Here is a 25,735-nt window from a genome sequence, read left to right as displayed (position 1 = left end):
AGCGGACGCGGAGGAGTTTAGACGACGGACGCCCTCCGGTCGGACATGAGAGACAGCAGTCGCCGCGCCCTCCTCGCCGCCGCCGGAACCGCGAGCGCGGCCGCCCTCGCGGGCTGTGCCGGCGCGCTCCTCCCCGGTTCCGGCGGCGACGACCCCGGCGCGCCGGCCGACGAGCGGATCGACCGGACCGGCGAGTCGACCGTCGAAGTCGCCGTCGGCGCGGACGGCGGATTCTCCTACGCGCCCGCTCACGTCCGGATAGACGCCGGGACGACCGTCAGGTGGGAGTGGACCGGGAACGGCGGCGGTCACAACGTCTACGCGGTCGACGGCTCGTTCGAGTCCGAACTCGTCGCCGAGGCGGGTCACACATACGAACGCGCGTTCGACGCGCCGGGGACGTACGAGTACGTCTGTACGCCCCACCAGACCCGCGGCATGCGCGGCAGCGTCGAGGTCGTCTCGGCGGACGAGGACTGATCTCGACTCCCCCTCTCGCCACTCCGGCCCCGGCCTGCCGTTTAGCCGAAGCCGTCGGCACCGTCCGCTACGAGCGCCGCAGTTCGTCGAACGCGCCGCCGGCGAGCCCCGGACCGGGCGGGACCGGCATCCGCCCGTCCGCGACGGGGCACGGGTCCGGCGACAGGTCCTCGTCGAGCAGCGGTCCGGTCGCCAGCCCGCAGGGGGACACGTCCGGGATCGCGGCCGCAACGTGGACGGCGGCGGTGCGCGCGACCACCGCGTCGATCGTGGTGGTGACGACCGGGTCGATCCCGGCCGCCCGCGCCCGGAGCGCGGCCGCCAGCGTCCGGTCGGGTCCGCCCAGCGCCATCGGCTTGAGGACCGCCACGTCGGCGGCGTCGGCGTCCAAGACGGCGTCGATCCCCCGGACCCCGACCGACTCGTCGACCGCGATCGGGACCCCCGACCCCCGTCCGGTCTCGCGGAGGCTCGCCAGCCCTTCGAGGTCGTCCGCCGGGAGCGGCTGCTCTGCGTACGCGAGGTCGAACGCGGCCAGCGCGTCGAGCGCGCGGCGCGCCGTCTCCCGGTCCCACGCCCCGTTCGCGTCGACGCGGAGCGCGACCCCGTCGCCGACCGCCTCGCGGACCGCGCGGACGCGCTCCACGTCGGCGTCGACGCCGCGGACGCCGACCTTCAGTTTGAGGCAGTCGAACCCCTCGGCCGCGGCCCGCTCGGCCTCGGCGGCGGTCTCGGCCGGGTCGGCGTCGCCGACGGTCGCGTTGACCGGGACGGCGTCCGCGGGCGTCGGGTCGACGTCGGCCCCGTCCGCGAGCCGGTCCGCGAGACGTGCTCCCGACTCCCGGGCCGCGGCGTCGGCGAACGCGAGGGAGACGCCGTGTCGGGCGGCCGGCGTCGCCTCGGCGTTGAGGCCGTCGAGCGGGTCCGATTCCACCCTGTCGCCGTCGGGCCCCGACAGCCCGTCCAGCGCCGCCGAGCAGGCCTCGCGCGACTCCGTCCATCCGGGAAGCGGGGTCGCCTCGCCGAGCCCGACTACGGTCGTCCCGTCGCGCTCGCCTTCGACGGCGATCACGAACCCGTCTCGACTGCGGATCTCTCCGTTCGCGGTGCCGAGCGGCCGGGTCAGGTCGAGCGCGAACGGGTGGTGACGGACCGCGACGGGTGGCCCCCCGTCGCTGGATCGGTCGTCGGTCACACCGCCAGCCCGACCGCGAACGCGACGGCGTACGCCGCGAGCAGCTTACCGGTCGATTCGAGCGCGGGGTTGAGCGCCTCGCCGGACGTCTCTGTGAGCACCGTCCGGGCGACCGCCGCCGCCAGCGGGAGCGTGAGGAGGGGGAAGAGCGGCGCGAGGCCGTCGCCGCGCGCGACGAACCAGAGCGGGGCGAGGTAGGCCACCGCGAGCATCGCGAGGTACTCCGCGCGGGCGAACCGGTAACCGAACCGGACGGCGAGCGTGCGCTTGCCGGTCGAGGCGTCCTCCTCGCGGTCGCGGAGGTTGTTGACGACGAGGATGTTCGTCGAGAGCGCGGCGATCGGGAGGCTGGCGACGACCGCGGCGACCGCGACGGTTCCGTCCGGGATCCCGAGGGGAAACCACCCGGAGAGGAGCGCCGCGGCCTGGACGTAGTAGGTCCCGGTCACCGCGATCACGCCGAAGAAGACGAACACGAAGAGGTCGCCGAGCCCGTGGTAGCCCAGCGGGTAGGGGCCGCCGGTGTAGGCGATCCCGGCCGCGACGGAGGCGAGCCCGATCACGACGATTGGGACCCCCCCGACCGCGACGAGGTAGGTGCCGACGCCGATCGCGGCCGCGAAGGTGAGCCACATCGCGCGTTTCACCTCGGACGGCTCGATGAGGCCGCTGGCGACCACGCGGGTGAACCCCTCGCGGTCGTCGGTGTCGGCCCCCTGGATCGCGTCGTAGTAGTCGTTCGCGAAGTTCGTGCCGACCTGGATCAGCGCCGCGCCGACGAGCGCCGCGAGTGCCGGCAGCGGGGCGAACACCCCGGCGTCGAGCGCCAGGCCGACCCCGACGATCACCGGCGCGGCGGCGGCGGGGAGCGTCTGGGGACGGGCTGCGATCACCCACGCCCGACGGCGGGTCACCTCGGTACTCATTGCCCTCGATTGGTGCGTGGCGTCCCTTAACCTTATCATCGGAAACGGGCGCGAGGGAAACCGGGTCGGAGTCGTCGGGGCGACCGACACATTCGACAGGGTGCGGTCCGTACGGATCGTATGACCGACACGGAGACCGCGTCGGCGAACGGCGTCGCGGCCCGGTACGAGGAGACCGACGGCGAGCGCCGGCTCACCTTCTCGCGGGACGGCCGCGAGGCGACCGTCGCGCAGAACGTCGAGGGGTACGCCATGCTGAAGGTCCGCCCCGGTCCCGACGGCGACGAACTGGAGCGGTACTACGGGTTCGACATGGCGCTCGACCACGCCGCGGAGTTGCTCGGCGTCGCCGTCCCGGACCTCCCGGTGCCGGACGCGGCCGCCGACATGGGGATGTAGCCGCGGCGTCGTCGCCCGAGTCCGACTAACCAGCAACATCGTCCGCTATACGGAACGCGAGCCGAACGGCTTCGTCACCGGCCGGAGCGGAGTCCCAAACGCGTTCTCGACGGGGAGAGGGGTCAAAGCCGCGGATACTCACCGTGTATACCGGTTTAACTACTGAAAATAAATAACCACAAAACATCATAGTCGCGGCTAAATATTCTCAATAGCCATATCCGTTTATGAGTGGGACCGTTGAGAACGTGTATGGAGCGAAGACAGTTCCTGCGCGGCACCGGCGCGGCGATCGGCGGCTCGCTGCTCGCCGGCTGCGCGGGGAACGGCGACGGATCGGGATCGGGAACGGTGACGGTCGACTACGCGTACTACAATCCGGTCAGCCTCGTGTTGCGGGAGAAGGGCTGGCTGGAGGAGACGTTCGCGGACGCCGGCACCGACGTCGAGTGGGTGCTGAGCCTCGGCAGCAACCAGGCGAACGAGTACGCCCAGAGCGGGGAGGCCGACGTCTCCTCGACCGCGGGGATCGCGGCGCTGATGGCCCGCACGAACGGCGTGCCGATCACGACGCCGTACATCTACTCGGAGCCGGAGTGGACCGCGCTCGTCACCTTCGCGGAGACCGGCATCGAGTCGGTGGCCGACCTCGAGGGGAGGAGCGTCGCCGCCACCCGCGGGACCGACCCGTACTTCTTCCTGCTTCAGGCGCTCGACGACGCGGGCCTGAGCGAGGGCGACGTCGAGGTCGTCAACCTCCAGCACCCGGAGGGCCAGTCCGCGCTGGTCCGCGGCGAGGTCGACGCGTGGGCCGGGCTCGACCCCCACATGGCGGAGTTGGAGCTCGAACACGACGGCGCGGAGCTGTTCTTCCGCGAGCCCCGGTACAACACCTACGGCTTCCTCAACTTCCTCGACGGCTTCCTCGCCGACCGCCCCGAGGACGCGCGCCGCGTGATCGAGGCGTACGAGCGCGGCCGCGAGTGGGCGGTCGAGAACCCCGAGGAGACCGCGGGGATCCTCGCGGACGCCTCGGAGATGTCGGAGCCGGTCGCGGAGCGCGTGTTCACGCAGCGGAACGACCTCTCGCGGCCGATCCCGGGCGACCCGCACCGCGAGCTGCTCTCGAACCTCTCGCCGATCCTCGAAAGCGAGGGACTGGTGACCGAGGGCTCCGACCCCGCCGGCCGCGTCGACGAGCTGATCGACCCCGAGTTCGCGAGCGAGGTCGTCTGAGATGGCCACCGACGCCCGAACCGAGCCGCGAACGATCGGCCCGGTCGCGGTCCCCTCCGCGGACCGCTTCCGGCCGCTGCTCGGACTCGCCGTCCCGGCGGCGCTCGTCGTCGGCTGGCACGTCGTCGTCGCGACCGGCGTGATCCCCGCGTACCAGCTCCCGACGCCGCTGCGCGTCGCCGAGACGCTGTACGGGATGGCGGCCTCCGGGGAGCTGTGGGACCACGTCGCGATCACGGTCCAGCGCGTCTTCCTCGGGGCGGGGCTGGGGATCGCCGTCGGCACCGCGCTCGGGACCGTCACCGGCCTCTCGCGGACGGCCAGCGACCTGCTCGACCCGCTCTTCCAGAGCCTGAAGAACATCCCGTCGCTGGCGTGGGTGCCGCTGTTCCTCCTCTGGTTCGGCATCGGCGAGACCGCGAAGGTGCTGCTGATCGCGGTGGGCGCGTTCTTCCCCGTCTACCTCAACCTCTCGACGGGCATCGCCGCGGTCGACGAGGAGCTGTTGGAGGTCGCCGAGGTGTACGACCTCGGGCGCGTCGAGTCGCTGCGCCGGGTCGTGTTCCCGGCCGCGCTCCCGAGCCTGCTCGTCGGGATCCGCGGCGGCGTCGGGCTGGCGTGGATGTTCGTCGTCGCGGCCGAGCTGATCGCGGCGAGTCAGGGGATCGGCTTCCTCCTGAGCGACGGCCGGACCCTCGCGCGGCCCGACATCATCGTCGGTTCGATCCTGCTTTTCGCGTTCCTCGGGAACTGCTCGGACGTCGCGGTGAGGGAGGTGAGAGACCGTGTCGTCGGACGCTGACGCCGACGCCGCGCCCCCGGCCGGCAAGGCCGCCGCCGGGTCGACCGGGGACCCCGTCCTCGCGGTCGACGGGCTCCGGAAGCGGTACGACGACACGGTCGCGCTCGACGGCGTCGACCTCGCGGTCGCCGACGGGGAGTTCGTCGCGGTCGTCGGTCCCTCCGGCTGCGGGAAGTCGACGCTGCTCCGCGTGCTCTCGGGGCTCGAACCGCAGTTCGCCGGGCGCGTCGCGGTCGACGGCACCGACGTCCGCGACGGCGGCAGCGACGACGTGGGGATGGTGTTCCAGGAGCCGCGGCTGCTCGACTGGGCCGACGTGCGCGAGAACGTCGCGGTCGGGCTCCCGGCCGGCGTCGACCCCGACGCGCCGGCCGCCCGCGAGCGCGTCGACGAACTGATCGAGACCGTCGGCCTCGACGGGTTCGCGGAGAGCCGCCCGGACCAGCTCTCCGGCGGGATGGCCCAGCGCGTGTCGCTCGCGCGCGGACTGGCGTACGACCCCTCCGTGCTGCTGCTGGACGAGCCGTTCTCGGCGCTCGACCGGCTGACGAAGGCCGACCAGCAGGACCACCTGCTCGACGTGTGGGAGGAGCGGGGGACGACCGTCGTCCTCGTCACCCACGACGTCGAGGAGGCGGTGTACCTCGCGGACCGCGTCGTCGTGCTCGGCGGCCAGCCCGGCTCGGTCGAGGCGGTCGTCGACGTCGACATCGACCGTCCCCGCGAGCGGGCGGACCCGGATCTGGTCGAACTCCGGCGCGACGTGACGGACGCGCTCGGGCGGTAAGGGCGGTTCAGCCCCCGACCCGGACCGTCCCGGAAGTCGGGGTCCGGTCTCCGCGCGGCTCGGGATCCGGTCGCCGTGCGGGTCGCTGACTCGCCGCGCGCGAGCCGCGAGCCGCCCGGGGACCGAACGAAACGAACGTCGATTCCACTTATTAACTGGCTTCCGGATCGGAATACGCGTCGGATCTCCGGTGTGTGTATTACCTCCTTAAGGAGTATTGACATCGCTTCCGTCTAGCGATTTGTCGATCTCGCTCCACATCGGTCTCGACTGCCGGTCGGCTCCGATTTTGCGATCGTCCAAACCGTTAAGTACCCGACCGTCTTGTCGTGAACCGATGACAGACATCACGGAGGCTTCGTCGGACACCCCGGCGGATCGAGTTCTTCCAGGGCACGATAGCTTCTAACGTCGAAATCGGTCCTGTCAGGATCTTCGACACGACCCTGCGAGACGGAGAACAGTCACCACGTACTTCGTTCAGCTACGACGAGAAACGCCGCATAGCGGCGACGCTGGACGACATGAACACCCACGTCATCGAGGCGGGGTTCCCGGTCAACTCGGACGCGGAGTTCGAGGCCGTCAGCGACATCGCCGCCGCGACGGACACCACCGTCTGCGGGCTGGCCCGCGTCGTCGAGGGCGATATCGAGGCCGCCATCGACTCCGGCGTCGAGATGGTTCACGTGTTCGTCTCCACCAGCGACGTTCAGCTGGAGGACTCGATGCACGCGACCCGCGAGGAGGCGAAGGGGCGCGCGGTCGACGCCGTCGAGACGGTCAAAGACGCCGGCGTCGAGTGTATGTTCTCGCCGATGGACGCCACGCGGACGGACCCGGACTACCTCATCGACATCGTCGAGGCGGTGTCCGACGCGGGCACCGACTGGATCAACATCCCGGACACCTGCGGTGTCGGGATGCCGACCAGCTTCGGCGAGACCGTGGCGGCCGTCGTCGAGGCGACCGACGCCCGCGTCGACGTCCACACCCACGACGACTTCGGGATGGCCGCGGCCAACGCCGTCACCGGCTTCGAGAACGGCGCGGAGCAGGCGCAGGTGTCGGTCAACGGGATCGGCGAGCGCGCCGGCAACGCCGCCTACGAGGAGGTTGTGATGGCCGTCGAGTCGGTGTACGGCGTCGACACCGGCATCGACACGACCCAGATCACCAAGCTGGCCCGGATCGTCGAGGAGGCCTCGGACATCCCGGTCCCGGCGAACAAGCCCGTCACCGGGCGGAACGCGTTCGCCCACGAGTCGGGCATCCACGCTGCCGGCGTCATCGAGAACAGCGACACGTTCGAGACCGGCGTGATGACCCCGGAGATGGTCGGGGCCGAACGCGAGTTCGTGCTGGGCAAACACACCGGCACCCACAGCGTGCGCAAGCACCTGGTAGAGGCCGGCTTCGACCCGACGGACGGCGAGGTCCGGTCGATCACGAAGCGGGTCAAGGAGTACGGAGCCGGCAAGCGGCGGGTGACGGCCGGCGACGTCGAGCGGTTCGCCGAGGAGGCGGACGTGGCGCGCGAGGAGGAGGTCCGGGTCTGATGGCCGCCTCCGCGACCGGAGCGCCCCCCGAGCGACCGCGACGGCGGTCGTCGGCGGAGTCGGTTCGCGCTCCCCGACAGGAATTTATACCCCGGCCGCGTTGCTCCGAGCGAGATGCGACGGCACACCGCGGTCGCGGAGCGAGCGGACGTTCCCGCAGCCGTCGCGCCGATCATTGTAGGGGTCTGATCCCCTACACCACCCCTTCCTCACCGACGCGACGCACCGCCGAACGCCGGCGGCCGGGCCGTTTCCGACGGACGTACCCGCGCTCCCGACAGGCGCGGCGCGGCCCCGCTCGTCCCGCGTTCCCAGCGACCGACTCGACAACCCGCCAGATGCCACACCGAACACCACCACGACAATGAGCGACACAGCAGCACAGCCGCGGTCCGACGGAGACGAGGCGGACGGCTCGTCCGCCGACGCCGCGGCCGACGACCCGACCGACCCGGACGACGAACAGCCCGCGGGACCCGTTTCGACCGGCGCTGAGTCGGTCGTCGCCGCCCTCGAGGCGGCGGGCGCGAAGACCGCGTTCGGCGTTCAGGGCGGGGCGATCATGCCCGTCTACGACGCCCTGTACGACTCGTCGATCCGGCACGTGACGATGGCCCACGAGCAGGGGGCGGCCCACGCCGCTGACGCGTACGGCGTCGTCGCCGGCGAGCCCGGCCTCTGTATGGCCACCTCCGGTCCGGGGGCGACGAACCTCGTCACCGGCATCGCCGACGCCGACATGGACTCGGACGCGATGCTGGCGCTGACCGGACAGGTCCCGACGGAGTTCGTCGGCAACGACGCCTTTCAGGAGACGGACACGGTCGGCGTCACCCGGCCGATCACCAAACACAACTACTTCGCCGGCGGGGCCGACACCGTCGGTGACACCGTCGGCGAGGCGTTCGAGCTGTCGCGGGCCGGCCGGCCCGGCCCGACGCTTGTCGACCTGCCGAAGGACGTGACGCAGGACGAGACCGACCGGACGCCCGGGCCGGCGACGCCGCCCGCGGGAACCGACCCCGACCCGAACGCGGACGCCGAGGCGGTTGAGGAAGCGGCGCGAGCCATCGAGGCGGCCGAGCGCCCCCTCTGTCTGTTCGGCGGCGGCGTCATCAAGGGCGACGCGAGCGACGAGGCGCGGACGTTCGCCCGCAGCTACGGGATCCCCGTGACGACGACGATGCCGGGCATCGGCTCGTTCCCCGAGGACGACGACCTCTCGCTCTCGTGGGCGGGGATGCACGGCACCGGCTACGCGAACCTCGCGATCACTCACACCGACTGCCTGATCGCGGTCGGCACGCGGTTCGACGACCGGCTCACGGGCGGGATCGACACGTTCGCGCCCGAGGCTGAGGTGATCCACGTCGACATCGACCCCGCGGAGATCTCGAAGAACGTCTACGCCGACTACCCGCTCGTCGGCGACGCCGGGCGCGTCTTAGACCAGCTGACCGCCGCGGTCCGTGAGTCCCCCGACGCCGGGGCGTGGCGCGAGCGCTGCGCGGAGTGGAAGGAGACGTACCCGCTCACGTACGCGACACCCGACGACGAGCCGCTGAAACCCCAGTTCGTCGTCGAGGCGTTCGACGAGGCGACCGACGACGACACCATCGTCACCACGGGCGTCGGGCAACACCAGATGTGGGCCTCCCAGTTCTGGTCGTACTCGGAGCCGCGGACGTGGGTCTCCTCGCACGGGCTCGGCACGATGGGCTACGGCGTGCCCGCCGCGATCGGCGCGCGCGTCGCCGCCGACACGATGGGGGAGTCCGACCGCGACGTGGTGTGTTTCGACGGCGACGGCTCCTTCCTGATGACGATGCAGGAGCTGTCGGTCGCGGTCCGCGAGGAACTGGACGTCACGATCGCCGTGCTCAACAACGAGTACATCGGGATGGTCAGGCAGTGGCAGGACGCGTTCTACGAGGGCCGCCACATGGCCTCCGAGTACAGCTGGATGCCCGAGTTCGACAAGCTGGCGGAGGCGTTCGGAGCCCTTGGCCTGCGCGTCGACGACTACGACGAGGTCGCCCCCGCCGTCGAGGAGGCGCTCGACTACGACGGACCGGCCGTGGTCGACTTCCACGTCGACCCCGAGGAGAACGTCCTGCCGATGGTGCCGAGCGGCGGCGCGAACGGCAAGTTCGCGACCGCGGAGGACCAGCTATGAGCGGCGATTCGCCCGACGACCGAGCGGACGAGAAGGCGACCGATCCCCGACCCGCGACCGACGGCGGCTCCGCAGCCGGCGAGGGTCCGGAGACCGACTCCCGGCCCATGCCGAGCGAGCAGCCCGGACCGCGGGATCGGGACCACCCCGAGGGGCGGCGGAACCTCGAAGGGATCCGGATCGACCCCGTCGTCGAGGCGGAACACGAGTCGCGGCGCGCGGTGATCTCCGCGCTCGTTGAGGACGAGCCCGGCGTGCTCGCGCGCGTCTCCGGGCTCGTCTCCCGGCGGCAGTTCAACATCGAGAGCCTCACCGTCGGGCCGACGACCGTCGACGGCCACTCGCGGATCACGATGGTCGTCGAGGAGACGGACCCCGGCATCGACCAAATCGAGAAGCAGATGGCGAAGCTGAAGCCGGTGATCTCGGTCGGCGAGGTCGCGGGCGACGCCGTCACCTCGGAGCTGGTCCTGCTGAAGGTTGAGGCGGACGACCCGGCCGCGGTCCACGCCGTCTCCGAGATGTACGACGGGAAGACGGTCGACGCCGGCCCGGAGACGATCACCGTCGAGCTCACCGGCGACAAGGCCGACGTTGACAACGCGATCGGCGCGTTCGAGCGGTTCGGCATCGTCGAGATCGCGCGGACGGGGCCGACCGCCCTCGCGCGCGGCAACACCCCGACCGCGCCAGGAGAGAAGCCCGGAACGGCCGGCGAACCGACCACACACGACGACTGACGCGAAGACAGACGCGAACACGCGAACCCACAACGATACACATGACCGACGACGACACGCAGACGTTCGATTCGACAGTATACTACGACGACGACGCGGACGAGGAGGCCATCGCGCACAAGACCGTGGCCGTCCTCGGCTACGGCTCGCAGGGCCACGCTCACGCCCAGAACCTCGCCGACAGCGGGGTCGACGTGATCGTCGGCCTCCGCGAGGGGAGCTCCTCGCGGCCCGCCGCCGAGAGCGACGGACTCCGGGTGGAGACCCCCGCGGACGCCGCCGCCGAGGCCGACATCGTGAGCGTCCTCGTCCCCGACACGGTCCAGCCGGACGTGTACGAGAACGCGGTCGAGCCGAACCTCGACGCGGGCGACACGCTCCAGTTCGCGCACGGGTTCAACATCCACTACAACCAGATCCAGCCGCCGGAGGACGTCGACGTGACGATGGTCGCGCCGAAGTCGCCGGGCCACCTCGTCCGCCGCAACTACGAGAGCGACCAGGGGACCCCCGGCCTGCTCGCGGTGTACCAGGACGCGACCGGCGACGCCCACGACGAGGGGCTGGCGTACGCGGCCGCGATCGGCTGTACCCGCGCCGGCGTCGTCGAGACGTCGTTCCGCGAGGAGACGGAGACCGACCTGTTCGGCGAGCAGGCCGTCCTCTGTGGCGGCGTCACCTCGCTCGTGAAGCAGGGGTACGAGACGCTCGTCGACGCCGGCTACTCGCCGGAGATGGCGTACTTCGAGTGTCTCAACGAGCTGAAACTCATCGTCGACCTGATGTACGAGGGCGGGCTCGGCGAGATGTGGGACTCGGTCTCGGACACCGCCGAGTACGGCGGGCTCACGCAGGGCGACGTGGTCGTCGACGAGCACGCCCGCGAGAACATGGAGGAGGTCTTAGAGAAGGTCCAGAACGGCCAGTTCGCCCGCGAGTGGATCGCGGAGAACCAGGCGGGACGCCCCTCCTACACCCAGCTCCGGACCGCCGAGAAGAACCACGAGATCGAGGCCGTCGGCGAGGAGCTCCGCGGGCTGTTCTCGTGGGAGGAGTCGGCGGAGGACGACGAGGAGGAGAGCGCCGAGGTGACCGCCTGATGGGCGTACGCGCCGACGCGAACCGCTCCGGCGAGACCGCGGGCTCCCCGAATCCCACGCGCCACGCGGGTGATCCCCGATGAGCGAGGGGACGCTGTACGACAAGGTGTGGGACCGCCACAAGGTGACGCGGCTGCCGACCGGACAGGACCAGCTGTTCGTCGGGCTCCACCTCGTCCACGAGGTCACCAGCCCGCAGGCGTTCGGGATGCTGAAGGAGCGCGGACAGGAGGTCGCGTTCCCGGAGCGCACGCACGCGACGGTCGACCACATCGTGCCGACCGGCAACCGCGACCGCCCGTACCGCGACGAGGCCGCCGAGAGCATGATGGCGGAGCTGGAGGCGAACGTCCGCGGCTCGGGGATCGACTTCTCGGACCCGGACTCCGGCGATCAGGGGATCGTCCACGTCATCGGCCCGGAGCAGGGGCTCACCCAGCCGGGGATGACGATCGTCTGCGGCGACTCGCACACGTCGACGCACGGCGCGTTCGGCGCGCTGGCGTTCGGCATCGGCACCTCGCAGATCCGCGACGTGTTAGCGACCGGCTGCGTCGCGATGGAGAAACAGAAGGTCCGCAGGATCGAGGTGACGGGCGAGCTCGGCGAGGGCGTCACCGCGAAGGACATCATCCTCACGATCATCGGAAAGCTCGGGACCGACGGCGGCGTCGGCTACGTGTACGAGTACGCCGGCGAGGCCATCGAGGACCTCGGGATGGAGGGCCGGATGTCCATCTGTAACATGTCGATCGAGGGGGGCGCTCGCGCGGGCTACGTCAACCCGGACGAGACCACCTACGAGTGGCTGAAGGGGACCGACGCCTTCGCGGACGATCCGGAGGCGTTCGAGCGGCTGAAACCCTACTGGGAGTCGATCCGGACCGACGGCGACGCCGAGTACGACGACGTGGTCACCATCGACGGCTCCGCGATCGAACCGACCGTGACGTGGGGCACGACCCCGGGACAGACCGCGGGGATCACGGAGCCGATCCCGGACCCCGACGACCTCCCCGAGGAGGACCGCGACACCGCGAAGCGGGCACAGAAGCACATGCGCGTCGAGCCCGGCGACACGATGGAGGGGTACGACATCGACGTGGCGTTCCTCGGCTCGTGTACCAACGCGCGGCTGAAGGACCTCCGCGAGGCCGCGGCGTTCGTCGAGGGCCGCGAGGTCGACGACGACGTGCGCGCGATGGTCGTCCCGGGCAGCCAGCGGGTCCGCGACGCCGCCGAGGCCGAGGGGCTTGACGAGGTGTTCAAAGAGGCCGGCTTCGACTGGCGGGAGCCGGGCTGTTCGATGTGTCTCGGCATGAACGACGACCAGTTGGAGGGCGACGAGGCGAGCGCCTCCTCCTCCAACCGGAACTTCGTCGGCCGGCAGGGCTCGAAGGACGGGCGCACCGTGCTGATGAGTCCGATCATGGTCGCGGCCGCGGCGGTGACCGGCGAGGTCACCGACGTCCGCGAGATGGAGGAGGTGGCGACCGTATGAGCTCGCCCGAGTTCAGCGACGGCGAGGCCCCGGCGGAGAAGGTCACCGAGGTCTCCGGGACCGGGATCCCGGTCCGGGGCAACGACATCGACACCGACCAGATCATCCCGGCGCGGTTCATGAAGGTCGTCACCTTCGACGGGCTGGGCCAGTTCTCCTTCTTCGACCAGCGGTTCGACGACGAGGACAACGAGAAGGACCACCCGTTCAACGAGGAGCAGTACCGGGGCGCGAACATTCTGGTCGTCAACGCCAACTTCGGCTGCGGCTCCTCCCGCGAACACGCCCCGCAGGCGCTGATGCGCTGGGGGATCGACGCGGTCGTCGGCGAGTCGTTCGCGGAGATCTTCGCGGGCAACTGCCTCGCGCTCGGCGTCCCGACGGTCACGGCCGACCAGGAAGACATCGAGGCGCTACAGGACTACGTCGAGGCCAATCCGGACGCCGAGGTCGACATCGACGTGGCCGCCGAGACGGTCACCTACGGCGACACCACGATCGACGCGACGGTCCACGACGCCCAGCGGAAGGCGCTCGTCGAGGGCGTCTGGGACACCACGGCGCTGATGGGCGCGAACGAGGGCGCGGTCCGCGAGACCGCCCGGTCGCTGCCGTACGTGCCGGCCGAGGACGTCCCGGGGGACGGGGCGTGAGCCACGAGGTCGTCGTCATCGAGGGCGACGGGATCGGCAAGGAGGTCGTCCCCGCCGCCGTCGAGGTGCTGGAGGCGCTCCCCGTCGACTTCGAGTTCGTCGCGGCCGACGCGGGCGACGCGGTGAAAGAGCGGACGGGGGAGGCGCTCCCCGCCGAGACGTACGACCTCGCCGCGGACGCGGACGCGACGCTGTTCGGCGCGGCCGGCGAGACGGCGGCCGACGTGATCCTCCCGCTGCGGGAGGCGGTGGACTCGTTCGTCAACGTTCGGCCGGCGACGGCGTACCCCGGTGTCGACGCGCTCCGACCGGAGACGGACGTGGTCTTCCTCCGCGAGAACACCGAGGGCGTCTACGCCGGCCACGAGGACCGGCTCTCCGAGGATCTCTCGACACTGACGCGGGTCGTCACCTCGTCGGCCTCGCGCGAGCTGGCGGAGTACGCCTGCGAGTTCGTCGAAGACGGTCGCGGTCCCGCCGGCGACCACGACGAGGGATTCACCGTCGCGCACAAGGCGAACGTGATGCGCGAGACGGACGGGCGCTTCCGCGAGGAGGTGCTGGCGGTCGCCGCGGAGCGCGGCGTCGACGCCGACGAGGAGCTGATGGACGCGTTCGCGACGAAGCTCCCGCTCGACCCGACGCAGTACGGCGTGATCGTCTGCCCGAACCTCGCGGGCGACGTGCTCTCCGATCTCGCCGCCGGGCTCGTCGGGGGGCTCGGGCTGCTCCCCTCGGCGAACGTCGGTCACGACAACGCGCTGTTCGAGCCGGTCCACGGCACCGCGCCCGACATCGCGGGCGAGGGTGTCGCGAACCCGACCGCGGCGATCCTCTCGGCGGCCATGCTCGTCGAGTACCTCGGCCACGTCGAGGAGGGACAGCGCGTGCGCGACGCGGTCGAAGGCGTCCTCTCGGACGGGCCGCGCACCGGCGACCTCGGCGGCTCGGCGACGACTGACGAGGTCACCGCGGCGGTCGTCGACCGGCTGTAAGGCGTCGCTGCGGGCGATCCCGGCCGTCGGGCGGACCGCGGGAGAACCGCAAGACAAGAAACCCTGCGGCCCGTCCGGCCGAGTATGAGCAACTACGAGGTCGCGATGGAAGCCGCCTGGTTGGTCCGAGACGTCGAGGAGACCGACGACGCCATCGGCGTCGCGGTCAGCGAAGCCGGAAAGCGACTCAACGAGACGGACAAGCAGTACGTCGAGGTCGAACCCGGCGTCACCGGCTGTCCGGCCTGCGGCGAGCCGTTCGACGCCGCGTTCCTCGCGGCGAACACGGCGCTCGTGGGGCTCCTCTTGGAGATCGACGTGTTCAACGCCGACAGCGAGGAGCACGCCGAGCGGATCGCGAAAAGCGAGGTCGGCGGCGCGCTCCGCGACGTCCCGCTCGAAGTCATCGACGTCTTCGAGACCGAGGGCGACGACGAGGACGAGGAGCCGGCGCGATAACGGCGACCGCGATCGGTTCCCCCTCGGACGGCGGAGCTGATGACCCCGGCGGCACGAGTTCGGTCGGTGCCGAAAGCTTTTCTAATAACCTTAAGTAATTAGTCGGCATGGAACTGCCGACGCCACAGGACCTCCGCGAGCGACGGACGGCGCTGGAGCTGACCCAGAGCGAACTCGCCGACGCCGCGGACGTCTCCCAGCCGCTCATCGCGCGGATCGAGGGCGGCGACGTCGACCCCCGGCTCTCCACGCTCCGCCGCATCGTCAACGCCCTCCAGGAGGCGGAAGGCGAGGTCGTCCGCGCGGCCGACCTGATGAACGAGACCGTGATCAGCGTCGCGCCCGACGACGCCGTGAGCGGGGCCGTCGAGCTGATGGAGGCCGAGGCGTACTCCCAGCTCCCGGTCCTCCAGAACGGCGTACCGGTCGGCTCGATCAGTCAGGGCGACGTCGTCCACGCCGGCGAGAACGTCGGCGATCACCCCGTGAGCGAAGTCATGAGCGAGTCGTTCCCGACGGTCGCGCCGTCCGCGACCGTCGACGAGGTCCGGAACCTGCTGGACCACTACAAGGCCGTGATGGTGACCGACGGCGGCGAGACGGTCGGGATCATCACGGAGGCCGACATCGCCGCGCAGCTGTCGTAGGACCGCGATCACTCCTCGCGTCGCTCGGAGAGTCGCTCCCAGATCTCCGTACAGCCCGCGCCGTCCTCGACGTCGTCGAGGTGGCTCGGTTCGTCCCCGTCGTCGGGCTCCCGATCCGAGCCGGCGTCCGCGCCTCCCTCCCGGTCGACCTCCGCTCGTTCCTCGCCGGTCGCGTGAGGCTCGCCCGGCTCGGTCATCGTCCCTCCGGAACGTCGTCGAAGAGCTCGGGGGCTACGTCCGCGGACGCGTGCTGTCGGTGCTCGCCGTCGTCGGCCGGACCGGCGGGTCGGTCGCCGGTGGCGTCGGGAACCGGATCGGGCATCATACCGTGGTATGCCCCCACGAGGCATAAGTACCGCCACGGGGGTAAATCGGACCACCGCTCACGGATACCGGATTTTGTATCCGGTAGCTCGGAGGATAATTTTAGCGGAGAAGTGGTGTAGTCCGGCGGTTTCTCGATCGCGCGGCGTCATCGAAACGGTCGGCGATTGCGACCACCGTCACCCATTGGACCGCGGCGGGGGAACGTGGCGTGTGACCACTCGATTGCGCGTCCTCGACGACGGGGCGTGGATCTCCGTCGACGACGACCGAAAAGTCCGCGTTAGCGAACTGTGGCGGCTCGACGCGTCGGATCTCTGCGACTGCGCGCTCACCGACCTCGTCGTCGAGAACTTCCAGGCGGTCGGCGTCGACGGCTCGACCGTGGAGGCGCGCGTGTACGGCCAGTGTATCGCGTGCGGCGAGGACGGTACCACGGGCTGGATCCCCGTCGGACGGGTTCACGGCGGCTCCTTCGCCGAAATCGACCGCGACGCGGTCCGTCGCCCCACAGACTGTTCGGACGGGTAACGTTTGCCGGTTCGGGGAACCACCGGGAAGCGTTGACACGGTGCGGTCGGCTATATCCCCGCCGGGTGTAGCAGGTGGCGATGCCAACGGACGTAGAGAACTGGAAGTCCGAGGTCTACGGGAACGAGGTCCGAGACCGCCTCTTCGAGTTCGCCGAGGCGGGGTTCGACTCGATCCCCGACGACGAGCGAGACGCGTGGTTCGAGCGCTTCAAGTGGTGGGGGCTGTACCACCAGCGGAACGGGCAGGAGGGGTACTTCATGCTGCGGATCGGGACGCCGAACGGCGTTCTCGAACCGGGACAGCTCCGGGTCGTCGGCGAGATCGCCGACGAGTACGCCCGCGGCCCCGGGACGAACCCGATCTTCGGCGGCGCTTACGCCGACTTCACCACCCGGCAGTCGATCCAGCTCCACTGGATCGAACTCTCCGACGTGCCCGCGATATTCGAGAAACTGGAGGCGAACGGCCTCTCGACCCAGCAGGCCTGCGGCGATTCCTGGCGCAACATCGTCGGCAACCCCGTCGCTGGCAAGGACGGACAGGAGGTGGTCGACGCGTGGCCGGTCATCCGCGAGCTCAACGAGACGTTCAAGGGCAACGATGACCACGCCAACCTCCCGCGGAAGTGGAAGGTGTCCGTGACCGGCTCCGCCGACGGCTCCGGGCAGGGCGACATCAACGACCTCGCGTTCGAGCCGGCGTACAAGGCGGTCGGCGGCGGTGAGGGCGGGGTCGACAACGACGGAAGCGAGGACGCCGTCGGCTTCAACGTGCGCGTCGGCGGCGGCCTCTCGCGCAACGAGCCGCGTCTGGCCCGCGACATCGACGTGTGGGTCCCGCCGGAGAAGGTTCCGGCGGTCGCCGGCGGGCTCTCCGCGCTGTTCCGCGACAACGGCGACCGCGAGGACCGGTACAACGCCCGGATCAAGTTCCTCGTCGACGAGTGGGGGCCGGAGGCGGTCCGGGAGACCTTACAGGACGAGTACGTCGACTTCGAGCTGGAGACCGCGGGCCGGGACGTCCGCGAGGAGTACACGTACAACACGGGATCGGGCGAGCGCAACGACCTGATCGGCGTCCACGACCAGAAGGACGGCCGCAACTTCGTCGGGCTCAACGTCCTCGTCGGGCGGATGGGTGCCGGAGACGTCCTCGAACTGGCCGACCTGGCCGACGAGTACGGCTCCGGCGAGGTCCGGCTCTCGCAGCGACAGAACGTCATCGTCACCGACGTGCCGGACGACGCGCTCGACGCCTTCCGCGACGAGCCGCTCTTGGAACACTACTCGCCGTCCCCCTCGCCGTTCATGCGCGGGTCGGTCGCGTGTACGGGCACCGAGTTCTGCTCGCTGTCCATCGTCGAGACGAAGAACCGGCAGGTGCGGTTCGCGCGCTGGCTGAAGGCCAACGTCGACCTCCCCGGCGGGGTCGACGAGTTCCACATCCATCTCTCCGGGTGTACCGCCTCCTGCGCGCAGCCGCAGATCGCGGACGTGAGTCTCCGTGGCATGAAGACCCGCAAGGACGGCGATCCGGTGGAGGCGCTCGATGTCGGTCTCGGCGGCGGGCTCGGCGACGAGCCGGGGTTCGCGCGGTGGGTCACCCAGCGCGTACCCGCGGACGAGGTGCCCGGCGCGATCGCGAACCTGATCGAGGGCTTCGCGGCCGAGCGGGACGAGGACGAGTCGTTCCGCGCGTTCGTCGCGCGCCACGACGACGAGGAGTTGGACGCCTTGGTCGAACCCAAGGAGACCGACTACGAGGACCCGATGCTCCACAACACGAAGCGCACCTGGTACCCTTACGCCGAGAACGACGCGATGGAGGACGCCCCGCCCGCGCCGGCGGACGACTGAAGTCGGCCCGCGGCGTACCACGTTCGACATGAGCAACCGACTGCTGCGCGTCAACGCGTACACCACCCTCGACCTCGTCGACGGTCGGGTCCGGGCCCACGAGTTCGAGACCGAAGCGCCCGGCGTCGTGAACGTCACCGCGCCGCGCGAGGACCCCGAACACGTCAACTTACAGGTCGAACTCGACGGGACCGCCGTCGACGACCTCCCGGCGCACGCCGAGGAGTTCGACCTCTCGCCGGCGCAGGCCCGGGAACTCGCCGAGGCGCTGAACGACACCGCGGACCGCGTCGAGAAGGCACAGCGAGAGGACGAAGACTAACCACTAGTGCGGTGGCGCGTGCCTGCGAGCGGCCGACAGGCCGCGAGCCAGCACGCGCGAGGGAGTCGACCGGTCGGAGCGAAGCGGAGACCGGTCGACGAGGCTGGGGAGGTGTGAGGTGCGGTTGCGGTACTGTGCGGGGCGGGACTCGAAGGGGCAGCCGCGAGGGCGAAGACGTGCGACGTAAGCACCGCAGGAGCGAACGTAGTGAGCGACGAGGAGCACAGCGAGCGCATCGAGTTCTCGCGGCTGGGGCTTCGGCGGCCACGGACACCGGGCTGACTCCGACGAAAACAGTCAGTTCATAGCGAGCAACTGGACCCCCGACGCTCCCGGTCACACCGGAGTCGAACGCAGAGCCGACCTCCCTCTATAGCTCTAGTCCGCGGATCGCGACGGATCCCTCGTCACTGTCGCCCTCCGTCACGCGTCCGATCACGCGCCCGTCCGTCGCCGCCGCCAACTCCTCGGCCGCCTCGGGCTCTAACGCGGCCACGAACCCGGTCCCCATGTTGAACGTGCGGTACATCTCCTCGTCGGAGACGCCCCCTTCCGACTGAACGAACTCGAAGACCGGCTGCGGGTCGAACGCGTCGTCGATCACGTAGCGGTTCCCGCCGAGCCGTTCGAGGTTCGTCCACCCGCCGCCGGTGACGTGGGCCGCGCCGCGCACGCCGTGCTCGCGCATCGGGTCGAGCAGGTCGGTGTATATCTCGGTCGGTTCGAGCAGCGCCTCGCCGAGCGTCTCGTAGCCGTCGAACGGGCATGCGTCGGCGTAGTCGTGGTCGCGCGTGACGGCCTCCCGCGCCAGCGTGAGTCCGTTCGAGTGGATCCCGGCGGAGCGCCAGCCGACCAGGGCGTCGCCCGGCTCTGCCCGCCCGTCGAACACGCCGTCCTTCGCGGCGAGACCGACGCAGGCACCCGCGAGGTCGAGGCCCCGGATCACGTCGGGCATCACCGCGGTCTCGCCGCCGACGAGTTCGACGTCCGCCAGTTCGGCACCCGCGGAGAGCCCCTCGCCGACCTGCTCGGCGAACCGCTCGTCCGGCTCGTCGACCGCGAGGTAGTCGACGAACGCGACCGGGCGGACGCCGGCCGCGACGAGGTCGTTGACGTTCATCGCGATGCAGTCGACCCCGACCGTCGAGTAGTCGCCGAGCGCCTCCGCGACGAGCAGCTTCGTCCCCACCCCGTCGGTCGCGAGCGCGAGGTAGCGGTCGCCGATGTCGAGCAGTCCGGCGTAGTCGCTCGCCGAGTCGCCCGCGTCCGGGTCGGACCCGACCGCGCCGATCAGCGCCGCGGTCGCGGCCTCGCTCGCGTCGATGTCGACGCCCGCGTCCGCGTAGGTGAGTTCGTCGCCCTCGCCCGATCCCTCGCCGTCGCCCCCGTCGCCCTCGGACATGTGTGTGAGGCCACGCCCGCGGAGCAAAAACGCACCGTTCCGCCGGGGCGGGCCGGCCGTCCCGGCTGCCCCCGTTCGGCGTTCCGAAGGCGGACGGCGTCCGGTCCCACTCAGTACGGCCCGCCGAACCCGAGTCCGAGGACGAACACCAACCCGACCGCGAGCAGCGCCGAGGGCACGAAGACGGCCGCCCACACCGGCTTGCTCCACCCCATCACGGTCTTCCCGTCGAGGGGCCCGTACGGGATCAGGTTGAACGCCGCGAGGAACGCGTTGATCGCGATCCCGCGGGAGCCGAGGACGGTCACGAGGTCGCTCCCGATGACGCCGCCGAGGACGAACAGCGGGGCGAACGCGACCATCAGCCCGAGGTTCACCGCCGGGCCGGCGAGCGCGATGTGGCCGTGTTCGCGCGGCGTGAGCCGCCCGCGGTGGTGGACCGCGCCCGGCGCGGCGAAGATGAAGCCTAAGAGCGAGCTCATCACGGCGATAAACAGCATGCTGTTGTCCGCGCGGAACTCGGCGACCTGGTCGTAGCGGACCGCGACCACCTTGTGGGCGACCTCGTGGAGGAGGAAGGCGACCCCGGCGGTCGCGAGCGCGACGAACAGCGGCGGGAACACGCCCGCGGCGAGGATCCGAGTGATCCCGTTCCAGCCGCCGACGAAGAACAGGGCGAACGCCACGCCGAGCGCGAGCCACGCGACGAGGAGGTCCCGGATCTCGGTGCCGCTGAAGTACAGCCCCGCGATCCGCCGCCCCGAGAGGGTCGAGCCGGCGCTCATGCCAGCCCCCCGACAGCGCCGCGGACGAGATCGGCCCCGTTGACCGCGCCGTCGACGAGCAGGCGACCGACGTCCTCGACGCCGCCCACCTCGGCTCCGAACATCGCCGGGATGACGTACGCCGCGAAGAGGAAGCTCGCGACGATGCTCCCGACGTTCGTCATCGCGACGACCACGATGAGCCGGAACAGCGGCACGTCCAGCATCGCGGAGAGCAGGTCCGTCATCGACCGGCTCTCGTCGCCGAGCAGCTCGTTGAGCGCCCCGATGTCGGCGACGTTCACCGTCAGGCTCCTGAGCTCGACGTAGCCGGTGAACCAGCCGGGCGCGAGCAGCGGGTTGATCGAGGTCATCCACGCGACCGCGCCGCCGACGCCCGCCGAGAGCCACCGCGCGCCGGCGACCTTCGCGAACGCGAACGCGAAGACGCCGTTGATCAGGAACCACGCGCCGAACAGCCGGATCAGGAACGCGTTTCCGGCCCCGCCAAGCGCCAGCAGGAGGAAGAAGCCGACGAAGCCGACCGTGATCGCGTAGCCGATCGCCTTCTTCCACGGCAGGCCCCGGCCGGACTCCTCGCCGACCAGACTCTCCATCGGCGGGAGCGTCGCGGGGTTCGCGAGATACCCCTCGATTCCGGCCTGGTGACCGGCCCCGACGACGGCGACCACGTCGTGGCCGGCCTCGCGGAGCGCGACGAGCCGGTGGGCGATGAACGCGTCGCGCTCGTCGATGAGCGCCTCCGCGCCGCCCGGGGAGAACTGCCGGAACTCCTCCATCATCATCGTCACCACGTCCGTGTCGGTGAGGTCGGCGGCGTCCAGCTCCTCGATCCCGCCGGCCTCGACGTCGCCGTCGCCGCCGGCGAACGCCCCTACGGCGAGCGCGAGGACCGCGCCGACGACCAGCCCGAGGCCGATGCCGATCCCAAAGCCGCCGATCGCGGTCACCGCGAAGCCGCCGAGGTACGTCGAGACGAGCCCGTCCGCGACCCCGGTCAGCCCGGCGGCGACGCCGAGGGCGAGCCCCGAGCCGACCGCGGCGTAGAGCCGCTGGTCCGGCGAGAGCGCGAGCGAGCCGACCTGATCGACGGCGATCCCGACGACGACGGCGACGAGGACGCCCGCGGCGACGCTCGTCAGTATCGCGTTCGTGATCCCGACCGCGCCACCGAAGAGCCCGATCGCCGGCCCGGCGACGATCCCGACGAGCAGCCCGCCGATCACGCCGGCGACCCGGGGGTCGCTGACGCCGAACGCGAGCCCGCCCACGAGCCGGAGCTTCTCCGCGAGCGTCATGCGTGCCCAGAACCGCTGGATCGTGGTCTGTATGTCCCGGTCGACTAGGGCGACGTCGATCCCGAGCGACTCGGCGATGTCGACGGCGGCCTTCATGTCGGCACCCGGCTCGATGTCGAACCGCTCGCCGAGCTGCGTCTGGACGTACGAGAGCATCCAGTACGCGAGGAACTGGAACACGGTGTTCCCCTTGAGCAGGTCGCCCGCGTCGAGGTCGTCCGGCGTCTCGCCGTTGAGCTGGCGGTACCGCCCCTCGTCGAGTTCCACCGCGACCACGTCGGGCCGCTCCCGCTCGATCGTCTCCTCGACTTGGTCGACGGAGCGCTCGGAGACGTGCGCCGTCCCGACGACCGTGACGCTCCCGCCGCCGTCGGGACCGCGGTTCGCCTCCCCGTCGAGGCCGGAACCGTCGGTCCGCGGGGACCCGTCGGTCGACGGGGGTGCCTCCTCGCTCCCCCGTGACGTCTCTGTCATCACCCGTCGTACTCGGTCACCGCGTTTAGGGTTTGTGAGTCGGTCTCGGAACCCCGCGCCGCGACTCGCGGGAGACGCTCCCCGCCGATCCGACCGTCCCTCCCGCCGTCTCGACGGGCGTCCCCGCAGCTCTAACGACATCGAGCGTCCCCGCCGATCCAACAAGTTTGTATCCTCACGCGCCTCACGGCAGCACATGTCCCGGCTGCTGCCCTCCCTGCCGGACGCGACGCCCGAGGAGCGCGAACCCCGGGTCGTCGGCGTCGACGACGACGAGGCCGACGACCTCATCGCCGCCCTCGGCTCCGAGACCGCCAGGACGATCCTCTCGACGCTCCACGACCGCCCGGCGACAAAGTCCGAACTCGCCGACGAGGTCGACACCTCCCTCCAGAACGTCCAGTACCACCTCGCGCGGCTCGACGACGCCGACCTCGTCGACGTCGTCGACACCGCCTACTCCGAGAAGGGCCGCGAGATGGACGTGTACGCCGCCGCGGACGAGCCGCTCGTGCTGTTCTCCGGCGGCTCCGAGGAGTCGGCCGGGATCAAGACCGCCCTCATGCGCCTGCTCGGCGGCTACGGGCTGATCGGCCTCGCGGCGGTCGCGGCCCAACGGCTCCTCGCCGTCGGCTCGCTCGCCGGGGCCGGCGCGGGCGTCTCCAAGGGCGACGACGCCGGAGCCGCCGCCGACGGACCGACGATAGAGAGCGCGCCGGAGCCGGAGACGGCGGCGGACGCGACAGACGGCGCGATCGAACTCGTCGGCGACCCGCTGGCGGAGTACGCGGTCTCGCTCGTCGAACCCGGGGTCGTCTTCTTCCTCGGTGCCGCGCTCGTTTTCACGCTCGCGTGGGCGTACTGGTACCGCGCGTCGGCGTAGCGCCGCCGCCCCGAGCGCCGGGCGTGGGACAGCTATTCAAGCCGCCGCCACCACGTTCCGGTATGGAACACGAGGCCGAGGTCGTCGGGGTCGGTGCGGGCTCAGCGCCGAGCGGCGACGTCCCGGCGGTGATCCTCTCGGCGCGCGGCGAGTACGTCCCGATATTCGTCAGCGGCGACCAGGCACAGTCGATTGGGATGGCGCTGGAGGGCGAACCGTTCGACCGACCGCTCACCCACGACCTCCTCGTCGAGATCCTCACGGAGTTCGGCGGCGCTATCGACCGCGTCCGCGTCGACGACCTCCGCGACGGCACCTTCTACGCGAAGGTCGACGCCGAGCGCTACGACGACGGCGAGCCGGAGCGGTTCGTCTTCGACGCCCGCCCCTCCGACGCGCTCGCGCTGGCCGTCCGCGTCGACTGCCCCATCGTCGTCACCGACGCGGTGATAGACGAGGCGGGCCGTCCGCCGGACTCGATACGCTTCAGCGGGGACGGCGACCCCTCCGAGGAACGCTGAAACCGGACCGCTCGCGCCCCGCTATCGCTCTTCCCCGGGCGTTCTCGTCCCGAAACGCGAAGCCCGCCGTTCAAGTCGCCGGCCCTCCCACGGAGCGCATGGACGAGACGGCCACCCTCGGCTCCTCCCACACCGAGATGACGGAGATGCTGCTGCCGAACGACACGAACAACCTCGGCCGCGCGCTCGGGGGGACGGTGTTACATTGGATGGACATCTGCGGTGCCATCGCCGGCATGCGGTTCGCGAACCGGCAGGTGGTCACCGCCTCGATGGACCACGTCGACTTCATCGCGCCCATCGAGATGGGCGAGGTCGCCATTATCGAGGGATACGTGTTCAACACGGGCCGGACCAGCGTCGACGTGAAAGTCGACGTGCGCGCCGAGAACCCCCGCACGGACGAGACGCGCCGGACGACCACCTCCTACTTCACCTTCGTCGCGCTCGACGAGGAGGGGCGGCCGACCCCGGTCCCGGACTTGGAGTGCCCGTCCGAGGACGAGCGCGTCCTCCGCGAGGACGCCATGGAGGGACGGGAGGAACAGCTCCGACAGGTCGTCGATCGGTACGACCTCTGAGACGGCAGTCCGGTCGAACCCCGCTCTTTCGAGCTTCGCTCCTCGGACCGCCTCTCCGGGCCTTACTCCCCCGAACCGGCGACGACGTCGACAGTCGCGTCCGGGTCGTCGGACTCCGCGACCGCCGCCTCGTGGGCCGCCAGCGTGCGCTCGGCGAGGGCGTTGCGGGCGTCGCCGCGGTCGGGGTCGGCCCCGGCGTCGTCCCCGCCGCCATCGGCCAAGTGGCTCGGGCAGTCGCAGTCGGAAGCCCCGAACCCGTCGATCGGTCCGTCCGGAAGTTGACGCGCGACCGCGCACTCGACGTCGACGCCGCGGCTCCGGACGACGCGGTCGATCCGCGCCGCCGGGTGCCCCAGCAGGTAGTCGACGTGCCAGTGGCGCACGTCGTGGTCGCCGCGCGCGGTCCGCCGGTGTCTGTCGACCCGCGAGAAGCCGCCGGACCCGAGCGCGCTGCCGGTGTACGCGTACGCGCCCGTCGGGAGCCGGTGCTCGCCGAGCGCGCCCGCGGACAGGGTCGCGTCCGCCGCGAGGTCGACGACGAGCGTGTAGCTGCCGCCGTCGGCGTCGCTCATCGGTCCGTCGTCCCCGAGCTATCGCTCGCCGCCGGTCGAGTCGTCGCCGCCGACATCACGACAGCGCGGTCGGGGCCTCGTCCGCGGCCGCCCGGAGCGACCCGATCAGCTCGCCGGCGTCGTCGTCGAGCGAGTAGGTGTCGTGGAAGTCGTCCGGGTCGCGGTCGCGGCCCGAGAGCGCGCCGACGACGCCGGCGATGGTGTCGTAGTTGTCGCGGACGAGCCCCCCGACGATCCCGGGGGTCCCGGCGCGGTTCGCCAGCTCTTCCGCGGCCGAGCGGCCGGCGTAGACGCGGCGCTCGACGGGGTCGACGAACACCATCGCGAACGGGCGCGCGCCGAACTGCGCGTCGAGGAACCGCCCGACCGGGTCGGCCTCCCACGGGACCGCGACGACCCCGTCGAGCCGGCGGAGCGCGACCGCCGCGACCGAGCAGTACGGGCAGTCACCGTCGAATATCAACACCGGAGCGTCAGCGCCGTCCGGGTCCGTAGTCATGTGAGAAGGTAGGGTCTCGACCGGCTTAA

29 protein-coding genes are annotated in these 25,735 nt (G+C 70.9%); 20 read left to right on the top strand and 9 right to left on the bottom strand.

The window, feature by feature from the left end; all coding sequences use genetic code 11:
* Positions 1 to 45 precede the first annotated feature (45 nt).
* On the top strand, positions 46 to 480 hold the full coding sequence (locus C472_RS04440) for a halocyanin domain-containing protein (protein WP_006628603.1): 435 nt from the start codon (positions 46 to 48) through the stop codon (positions 478 to 480).
* Between the two features lie 67 nt (positions 481 to 547).
* On the opposite strand, the gene C472_RS04435 is transcribed toward C472_RS04440, so the two are convergent.
* Positions 548 to 1,675 (bottom strand): mandelate racemase/muconate lactonizing enzyme family protein, encoded by a 1,128-nt coding sequence (locus tag C472_RS04435; RefSeq protein WP_006628602.1) that lies wholly within the window; start codon positions 1,673 to 1,675, stop codon positions 548 to 550.
* Complete coding sequence (locus tag C472_RS04430; RefSeq protein ID WP_006628601.1) at positions 1,672 to 2,601, bottom strand: 1,4-dihydroxy-2-naphthoate polyprenyltransferase; 930 nt, start codon at positions 2,599 to 2,601, stop codon at positions 1,672 to 1,674. The genes C472_RS04435 and C472_RS04430 overlap by 4 nt, the downstream gene beginning before the upstream one ends.
* Positions 2,602 to 2,721: 120 nt before the next feature.
* Between C472_RS04430 and C472_RS04425 the strand changes: the two genes are divergently transcribed.
* From C472_RS04425 to C472_RS04365, 13 genes are all read left to right on the top strand, one after another.
* Positions 2,722 to 3,000, top strand: coding sequence for a DUF7111 family protein (locus C472_RS04425; RefSeq protein ID WP_006628600.1), 279 nt, complete (start codon positions 2,722 to 2,724; stop codon positions 2,998 to 3,000).
* A gap of 252 nt (positions 3,001 to 3,252) precedes the next feature.
* Entirely contained in the window at positions 3,253 to 4,236 is a 984-nt protein-coding gene (locus tag C472_RS04420) for a substrate-binding domain-containing protein (protein ID WP_006628599.1), read from the top strand.
* A 1-nt stretch (position 4,237) separates the two neighbouring features.
* A complete protein-coding gene (locus tag C472_RS04415; RefSeq protein ID WP_006628598.1) occupies positions 4,238 to 5,038 on the top strand; it encodes an ABC transporter permease in 801 nt (266 codons plus the stop codon).
* The gene (locus tag C472_RS04410) at positions 5,022 to 5,825 is read left to right on the top strand and encodes an ABC transporter ATP-binding protein (protein ID WP_006628597.1); all 804 of its coding nucleotides are present in this window, start codon (positions 5,022 to 5,024) and stop codon (positions 5,823 to 5,825) included. The genes C472_RS04415 and C472_RS04410 overlap by 17 nt, the downstream gene beginning before the upstream one ends.
* A 377-nt stretch (positions 5,826 to 6,202) precedes the next feature.
* Positions 6,203 to 7,384: a LeuA family protein gene (locus C472_RS04405; RefSeq protein WP_449271984.1), complete on the top strand. Its 1,182-nt coding sequence runs from the start codon at positions 6,203 to 6,205 to the stop codon at positions 7,382 to 7,384.
* 364 nt (positions 7,385 to 7,748) lie between these two features.
* Entirely contained in the window at positions 7,749 to 9,560 is a 1,812-nt protein-coding gene (gene ilvB, locus C472_RS04400; protein ID WP_006628595.1) for a biosynthetic-type acetolactate synthase large subunit, read from the top strand.
* Positions 9,557 to 10,300 carry an acetolactate synthase small subunit gene (gene ilvN / locus C472_RS04395; protein ID WP_006628594.1) on the top strand — a complete coding sequence of 248 codons (744 nt, stop codon included), beginning with the start codon at positions 9,557 to 9,559 and terminating at the stop codon, positions 10,298 to 10,300. The genes ilvB and ilvN overlap by 4 nt, the downstream gene beginning before the upstream one ends.
* A 41-nt stretch (positions 10,301 to 10,341) precedes the next feature.
* Positions 10,342 to 11,400 (top strand): ketol-acid reductoisomerase, encoded by a 1,059-nt coding sequence (gene ilvC, locus C472_RS04390; RefSeq protein WP_006628593.1) that lies wholly within the window; start codon positions 10,342 to 10,344, stop codon positions 11,398 to 11,400.
* 79 nt (positions 11,401 to 11,479) lie between these two features.
* Positions 11,480 to 12,901: a 3-isopropylmalate dehydratase large subunit gene (leuC, locus tag C472_RS04385; RefSeq protein ID WP_006628592.1), complete on the top strand. Its 1,422-nt coding sequence runs from the start codon at positions 11,480 to 11,482 to the stop codon at positions 12,899 to 12,901.
* A complete protein-coding gene (leuD, locus tag C472_RS04380) occupies positions 12,898 to 13,554 on the top strand; it encodes a 3-isopropylmalate dehydratase small subunit (RefSeq protein ID WP_006628591.1) in 657 nt (218 codons plus the stop codon). The genes leuC and leuD overlap by 4 nt, the downstream gene beginning before the upstream one ends.
* Entirely contained in the window at positions 13,551 to 14,549 is a 999-nt protein-coding gene (locus tag C472_RS04375; RefSeq protein ID WP_006628590.1) for an isocitrate/isopropylmalate family dehydrogenase, read from the top strand. Before leuD ends, C472_RS04375 begins: the two co-directional genes overlap by 4 nt.
* Before the next feature lie 84 nt (positions 14,550 to 14,633).
* Entirely contained in the window at positions 14,634 to 15,008 is a 375-nt protein-coding gene (locus tag C472_RS04370) for a DUF555 domain-containing protein (RefSeq protein WP_006628589.1), read from the top strand.
* A 107-nt stretch (positions 15,009 to 15,115) separates the two neighbouring features.
* Entirely contained in the window at positions 15,116 to 15,655 is a 540-nt protein-coding gene (locus tag C472_RS04365; RefSeq protein ID WP_006628588.1) for a CBS domain-containing protein, read from the top strand.
* Between the two features lie 8 nt (positions 15,656 to 15,663).
* Here the strand turns inward: C472_RS04365 and C472_RS04360 are convergent, their stop codons facing one another.
* Both C472_RS04360 and C472_RS17975 read right to left on the bottom strand, forming a co-directional pair.
* Entirely contained in the window at positions 15,664 to 15,852 is a 189-nt protein-coding gene (locus tag C472_RS04360) for a hypothetical protein (protein WP_006628587.1), read from the bottom strand.
* Positions 15,849 to 15,977, bottom strand: coding sequence for a hypothetical protein (locus tag C472_RS17975; protein WP_275039735.1), 129 nt, complete (start codon positions 15,975 to 15,977; stop codon positions 15,849 to 15,851). Before C472_RS17975 ends, C472_RS04360 begins: the two co-directional genes overlap by 4 nt.
* 215 nt (positions 15,978 to 16,192) lie before the next feature.
* Between C472_RS17975 and C472_RS04355 the strand changes: the two genes are divergently transcribed.
* From C472_RS04355 to C472_RS04345, 3 genes are all read left to right on the top strand, one after another.
* Positions 16,193 to 16,510, top strand: coding sequence for a hypothetical protein (locus C472_RS04355; protein WP_193788341.1), 318 nt, complete (start codon positions 16,193 to 16,195; stop codon positions 16,508 to 16,510).
* An 80-nt stretch (positions 16,511 to 16,590) separates the two neighbouring features.
* Complete coding sequence (locus tag C472_RS04350) at positions 16,591 to 18,369, top strand: nitrite/sulfite reductase (RefSeq protein WP_006628584.1); 1,779 nt, start codon at positions 16,591 to 16,593, stop codon at positions 18,367 to 18,369.
* A 28-nt stretch (positions 18,370 to 18,397) separates the two neighbouring features.
* Entirely contained in the window at positions 18,398 to 18,691 is a 294-nt protein-coding gene (locus C472_RS04345; protein ID WP_006628583.1) for a DUF6360 family protein, read from the top strand.
* Between the two features lie 370 nt (positions 18,692 to 19,061).
* On the opposite strand, the gene purM is transcribed toward C472_RS04345, so the two are convergent.
* The 3 genes from purM to C472_RS04330 all read right to left on the bottom strand — a co-directional run bounded on the left by purM (position 19,062) and on the right by C472_RS04330 (position 22,650).
* Positions 19,062 to 20,093, bottom strand: coding sequence for a phosphoribosylformylglycinamidine cyclo-ligase (purM, locus tag C472_RS04340; RefSeq protein ID WP_006628582.1), 1,032 nt, complete (start codon positions 20,091 to 20,093; stop codon positions 19,062 to 19,064).
* A gap of 110 nt (positions 20,094 to 20,203) precedes the next feature.
* The gene (locus C472_RS04335; RefSeq protein ID WP_006628581.1) at positions 20,204 to 20,878 is read right to left on the bottom strand and encodes a metalloprotease; all 675 of its coding nucleotides are present in this window, start codon (positions 20,876 to 20,878) and stop codon (positions 20,204 to 20,206) included.
* The gene (locus tag C472_RS04330) at positions 20,875 to 22,650 is read right to left on the bottom strand and encodes a TraB/GumN family protein (protein ID WP_006628580.1); all 1,776 of its coding nucleotides are present in this window, start codon (positions 22,648 to 22,650) and stop codon (positions 20,875 to 20,877) included. Before C472_RS04330 ends, C472_RS04335 begins: the two co-directional genes overlap by 4 nt.
* A gap of 196 nt (positions 22,651 to 22,846) precedes the next feature.
* On the opposite strand from C472_RS04330, the gene C472_RS04325 reads away from it, so the two are divergent.
* From C472_RS04325 to C472_RS04315, 3 genes are all read left to right on the top strand, one after another.
* Complete coding sequence (locus tag C472_RS04325) at positions 22,847 to 23,533, top strand: ArsR/SmtB family transcription factor (protein WP_006628579.1); 687 nt, start codon at positions 22,847 to 22,849, stop codon at positions 23,531 to 23,533.
* Positions 23,534 to 23,595: 62 nt separating this feature from the next.
* Positions 23,596 to 24,054 carry a bifunctional nuclease family protein gene (locus C472_RS04320; protein ID WP_006628578.1) on the top strand — a complete coding sequence of 153 codons (459 nt, stop codon included), beginning with the start codon at positions 23,596 to 23,598 and terminating at the stop codon, positions 24,052 to 24,054.
* Between the two features lie 98 nt (positions 24,055 to 24,152).
* Complete coding sequence (locus tag C472_RS04315) at positions 24,153 to 24,635, top strand: acyl-CoA thioesterase (protein WP_006628577.1); 483 nt, start codon at positions 24,153 to 24,155, stop codon at positions 24,633 to 24,635.
* A 62-nt stretch (positions 24,636 to 24,697) separates the two neighbouring features.
* Here C472_RS04315 and C472_RS04310 read toward each other — a convergent pair whose 3' ends face one another.
* Complete coding sequence (locus tag C472_RS04310; RefSeq protein ID WP_006628576.1) at positions 24,698 to 25,207, bottom strand: GIY-YIG nuclease family protein; 510 nt, start codon at positions 25,205 to 25,207, stop codon at positions 24,698 to 24,700.
* A 55-nt stretch (positions 25,208 to 25,262) separates the two neighbouring features.
* Entirely contained in the window at positions 25,263 to 25,706 is a 444-nt protein-coding gene (locus C472_RS04305) for a hypothetical protein (RefSeq protein WP_006628575.1), read from the bottom strand.
* Positions 25,707 to 25,735: the final 29 nt, after the last annotated feature.

It is taken from the genome of Halorubrum tebenquichense DSM 14210 (assembly GCF_000337415.1).
GTDB lineage: Archaea > Halobacteriota > Halobacteria > Halobacteriales > Haloferacaceae > Halorubrum > Halorubrum tebenquichense.
The sequence above is the reverse complement of the archived record's forward strand: the minus strand, read 5'-3'. Positions and strand labels throughout refer to the sequence as shown.

Coding starts and splice junctions, on each gene's coding strand:
- C472_RS04440 (WP_006628603.1), top strand. CDS start 46: ATGAGAGACAGCAGTCGCCGCGCCCTCCTCGCCGCCGCCGGAACCGCG.
- C472_RS04430 (WP_006628601.1), bottom strand. CDS start 2,601: ATGAGTACCGAGGTGACCCGCCGTCGGGCGTGGGTGATCGCAGCCCGT.
- C472_RS04425 (WP_006628600.1), top strand. CDS start 2,722: ATGACCGACACGGAGACCGCGTCGGCGAACGGCGTCGCGGCCCGGTAC.
- C472_RS04420 (WP_006628599.1), top strand. CDS start 3,253: ATGGAGCGAAGACAGTTCCTGCGCGGCACCGGCGCGGCGATCGGCGGC.
- C472_RS04415 (WP_006628598.1), top strand. CDS start 4,238: ATGGCCACCGACGCCCGAACCGAGCCGCGAACGATCGGCCCGGTCGCG.
- ilvB (WP_006628595.1), top strand. CDS start 7,749: ATGAGCGACACAGCAGCACAGCCGCGGTCCGACGGAGACGAGGCGGAC.
- ilvN (WP_006628594.1), top strand. CDS start 9,557: ATGAGCGGCGATTCGCCCGACGACCGAGCGGACGAGAAGGCGACCGAT.
- ilvC (WP_006628593.1), top strand. CDS start 10,342: ATGACCGACGACGACACGCAGACGTTCGATTCGACAGTATACTACGAC.
- leuC (WP_006628592.1), top strand. CDS start 11,480: ATGAGCGAGGGGACGCTGTACGACAAGGTGTGGGACCGCCACAAGGTG.
- leuD (WP_006628591.1), top strand. CDS start 12,898: ATGAGCTCGCCCGAGTTCAGCGACGGCGAGGCCCCGGCGGAGAAGGTC.
- C472_RS04370 (WP_006628589.1), top strand. CDS start 14,634: ATGAGCAACTACGAGGTCGCGATGGAAGCCGCCTGGTTGGTCCGAGAC.
- C472_RS04365 (WP_006628588.1), top strand. CDS start 15,116: ATGGAACTGCCGACGCCACAGGACCTCCGCGAGCGACGGACGGCGCTG.
- C472_RS04360 (WP_006628587.1), bottom strand. CDS start 15,852: ATGACCGAGCCGGGCGAGCCTCACGCGACCGGCGAGGAACGAGCGGAG.
- C472_RS17975 (WP_275039735.1), bottom strand. CDS start 15,977: ATGCCCGATCCGGTTCCCGACGCCACCGGCGACCGACCCGCCGGTCCG.
- C472_RS04350 (WP_006628584.1), top strand. CDS start 16,591: ATGCCAACGGACGTAGAGAACTGGAAGTCCGAGGTCTACGGGAACGAG.
- C472_RS04345 (WP_006628583.1), top strand. CDS start 18,398: ATGAGCAACCGACTGCTGCGCGTCAACGCGTACACCACCCTCGACCTC.
- purM (WP_006628582.1), bottom strand. CDS start 20,093: ATGTCCGAGGGCGACGGGGGCGACGGCGAGGGATCGGGCGAGGGCGAC.
- C472_RS04335 (WP_006628581.1), bottom strand. CDS start 20,878: ATGAGCGCCGGCTCGACCCTCTCGGGGCGGCGGATCGCGGGGCTGTAC.
- C472_RS04330 (WP_006628580.1), bottom strand. CDS start 22,650: ATGACAGAGACGTCACGGGGGAGCGAGGAGGCACCCCCGTCGACCGAC.
- C472_RS04325 (WP_006628579.1), top strand. CDS start 22,847: ATGTCCCGGCTGCTGCCCTCCCTGCCGGACGCGACGCCCGAGGAGCGC.
- C472_RS04320 (WP_006628578.1), top strand. CDS start 23,596: ATGGAACACGAGGCCGAGGTCGTCGGGGTCGGTGCGGGCTCAGCGCCG.
- C472_RS04315 (WP_006628577.1), top strand. CDS start 24,153: ATGGACGAGACGGCCACCCTCGGCTCCTCCCACACCGAGATGACGGAG.
- C472_RS04310 (WP_006628576.1), bottom strand. CDS start 25,207: ATGAGCGACGCCGACGGCGGCAGCTACACGCTCGTCGTCGACCTCGCG.
- C472_RS04305 (WP_006628575.1), bottom strand. CDS start 25,706: ATGACTACGGACCCGGACGGCGCTGACGCTCCGGTGTTGATATTCGAC.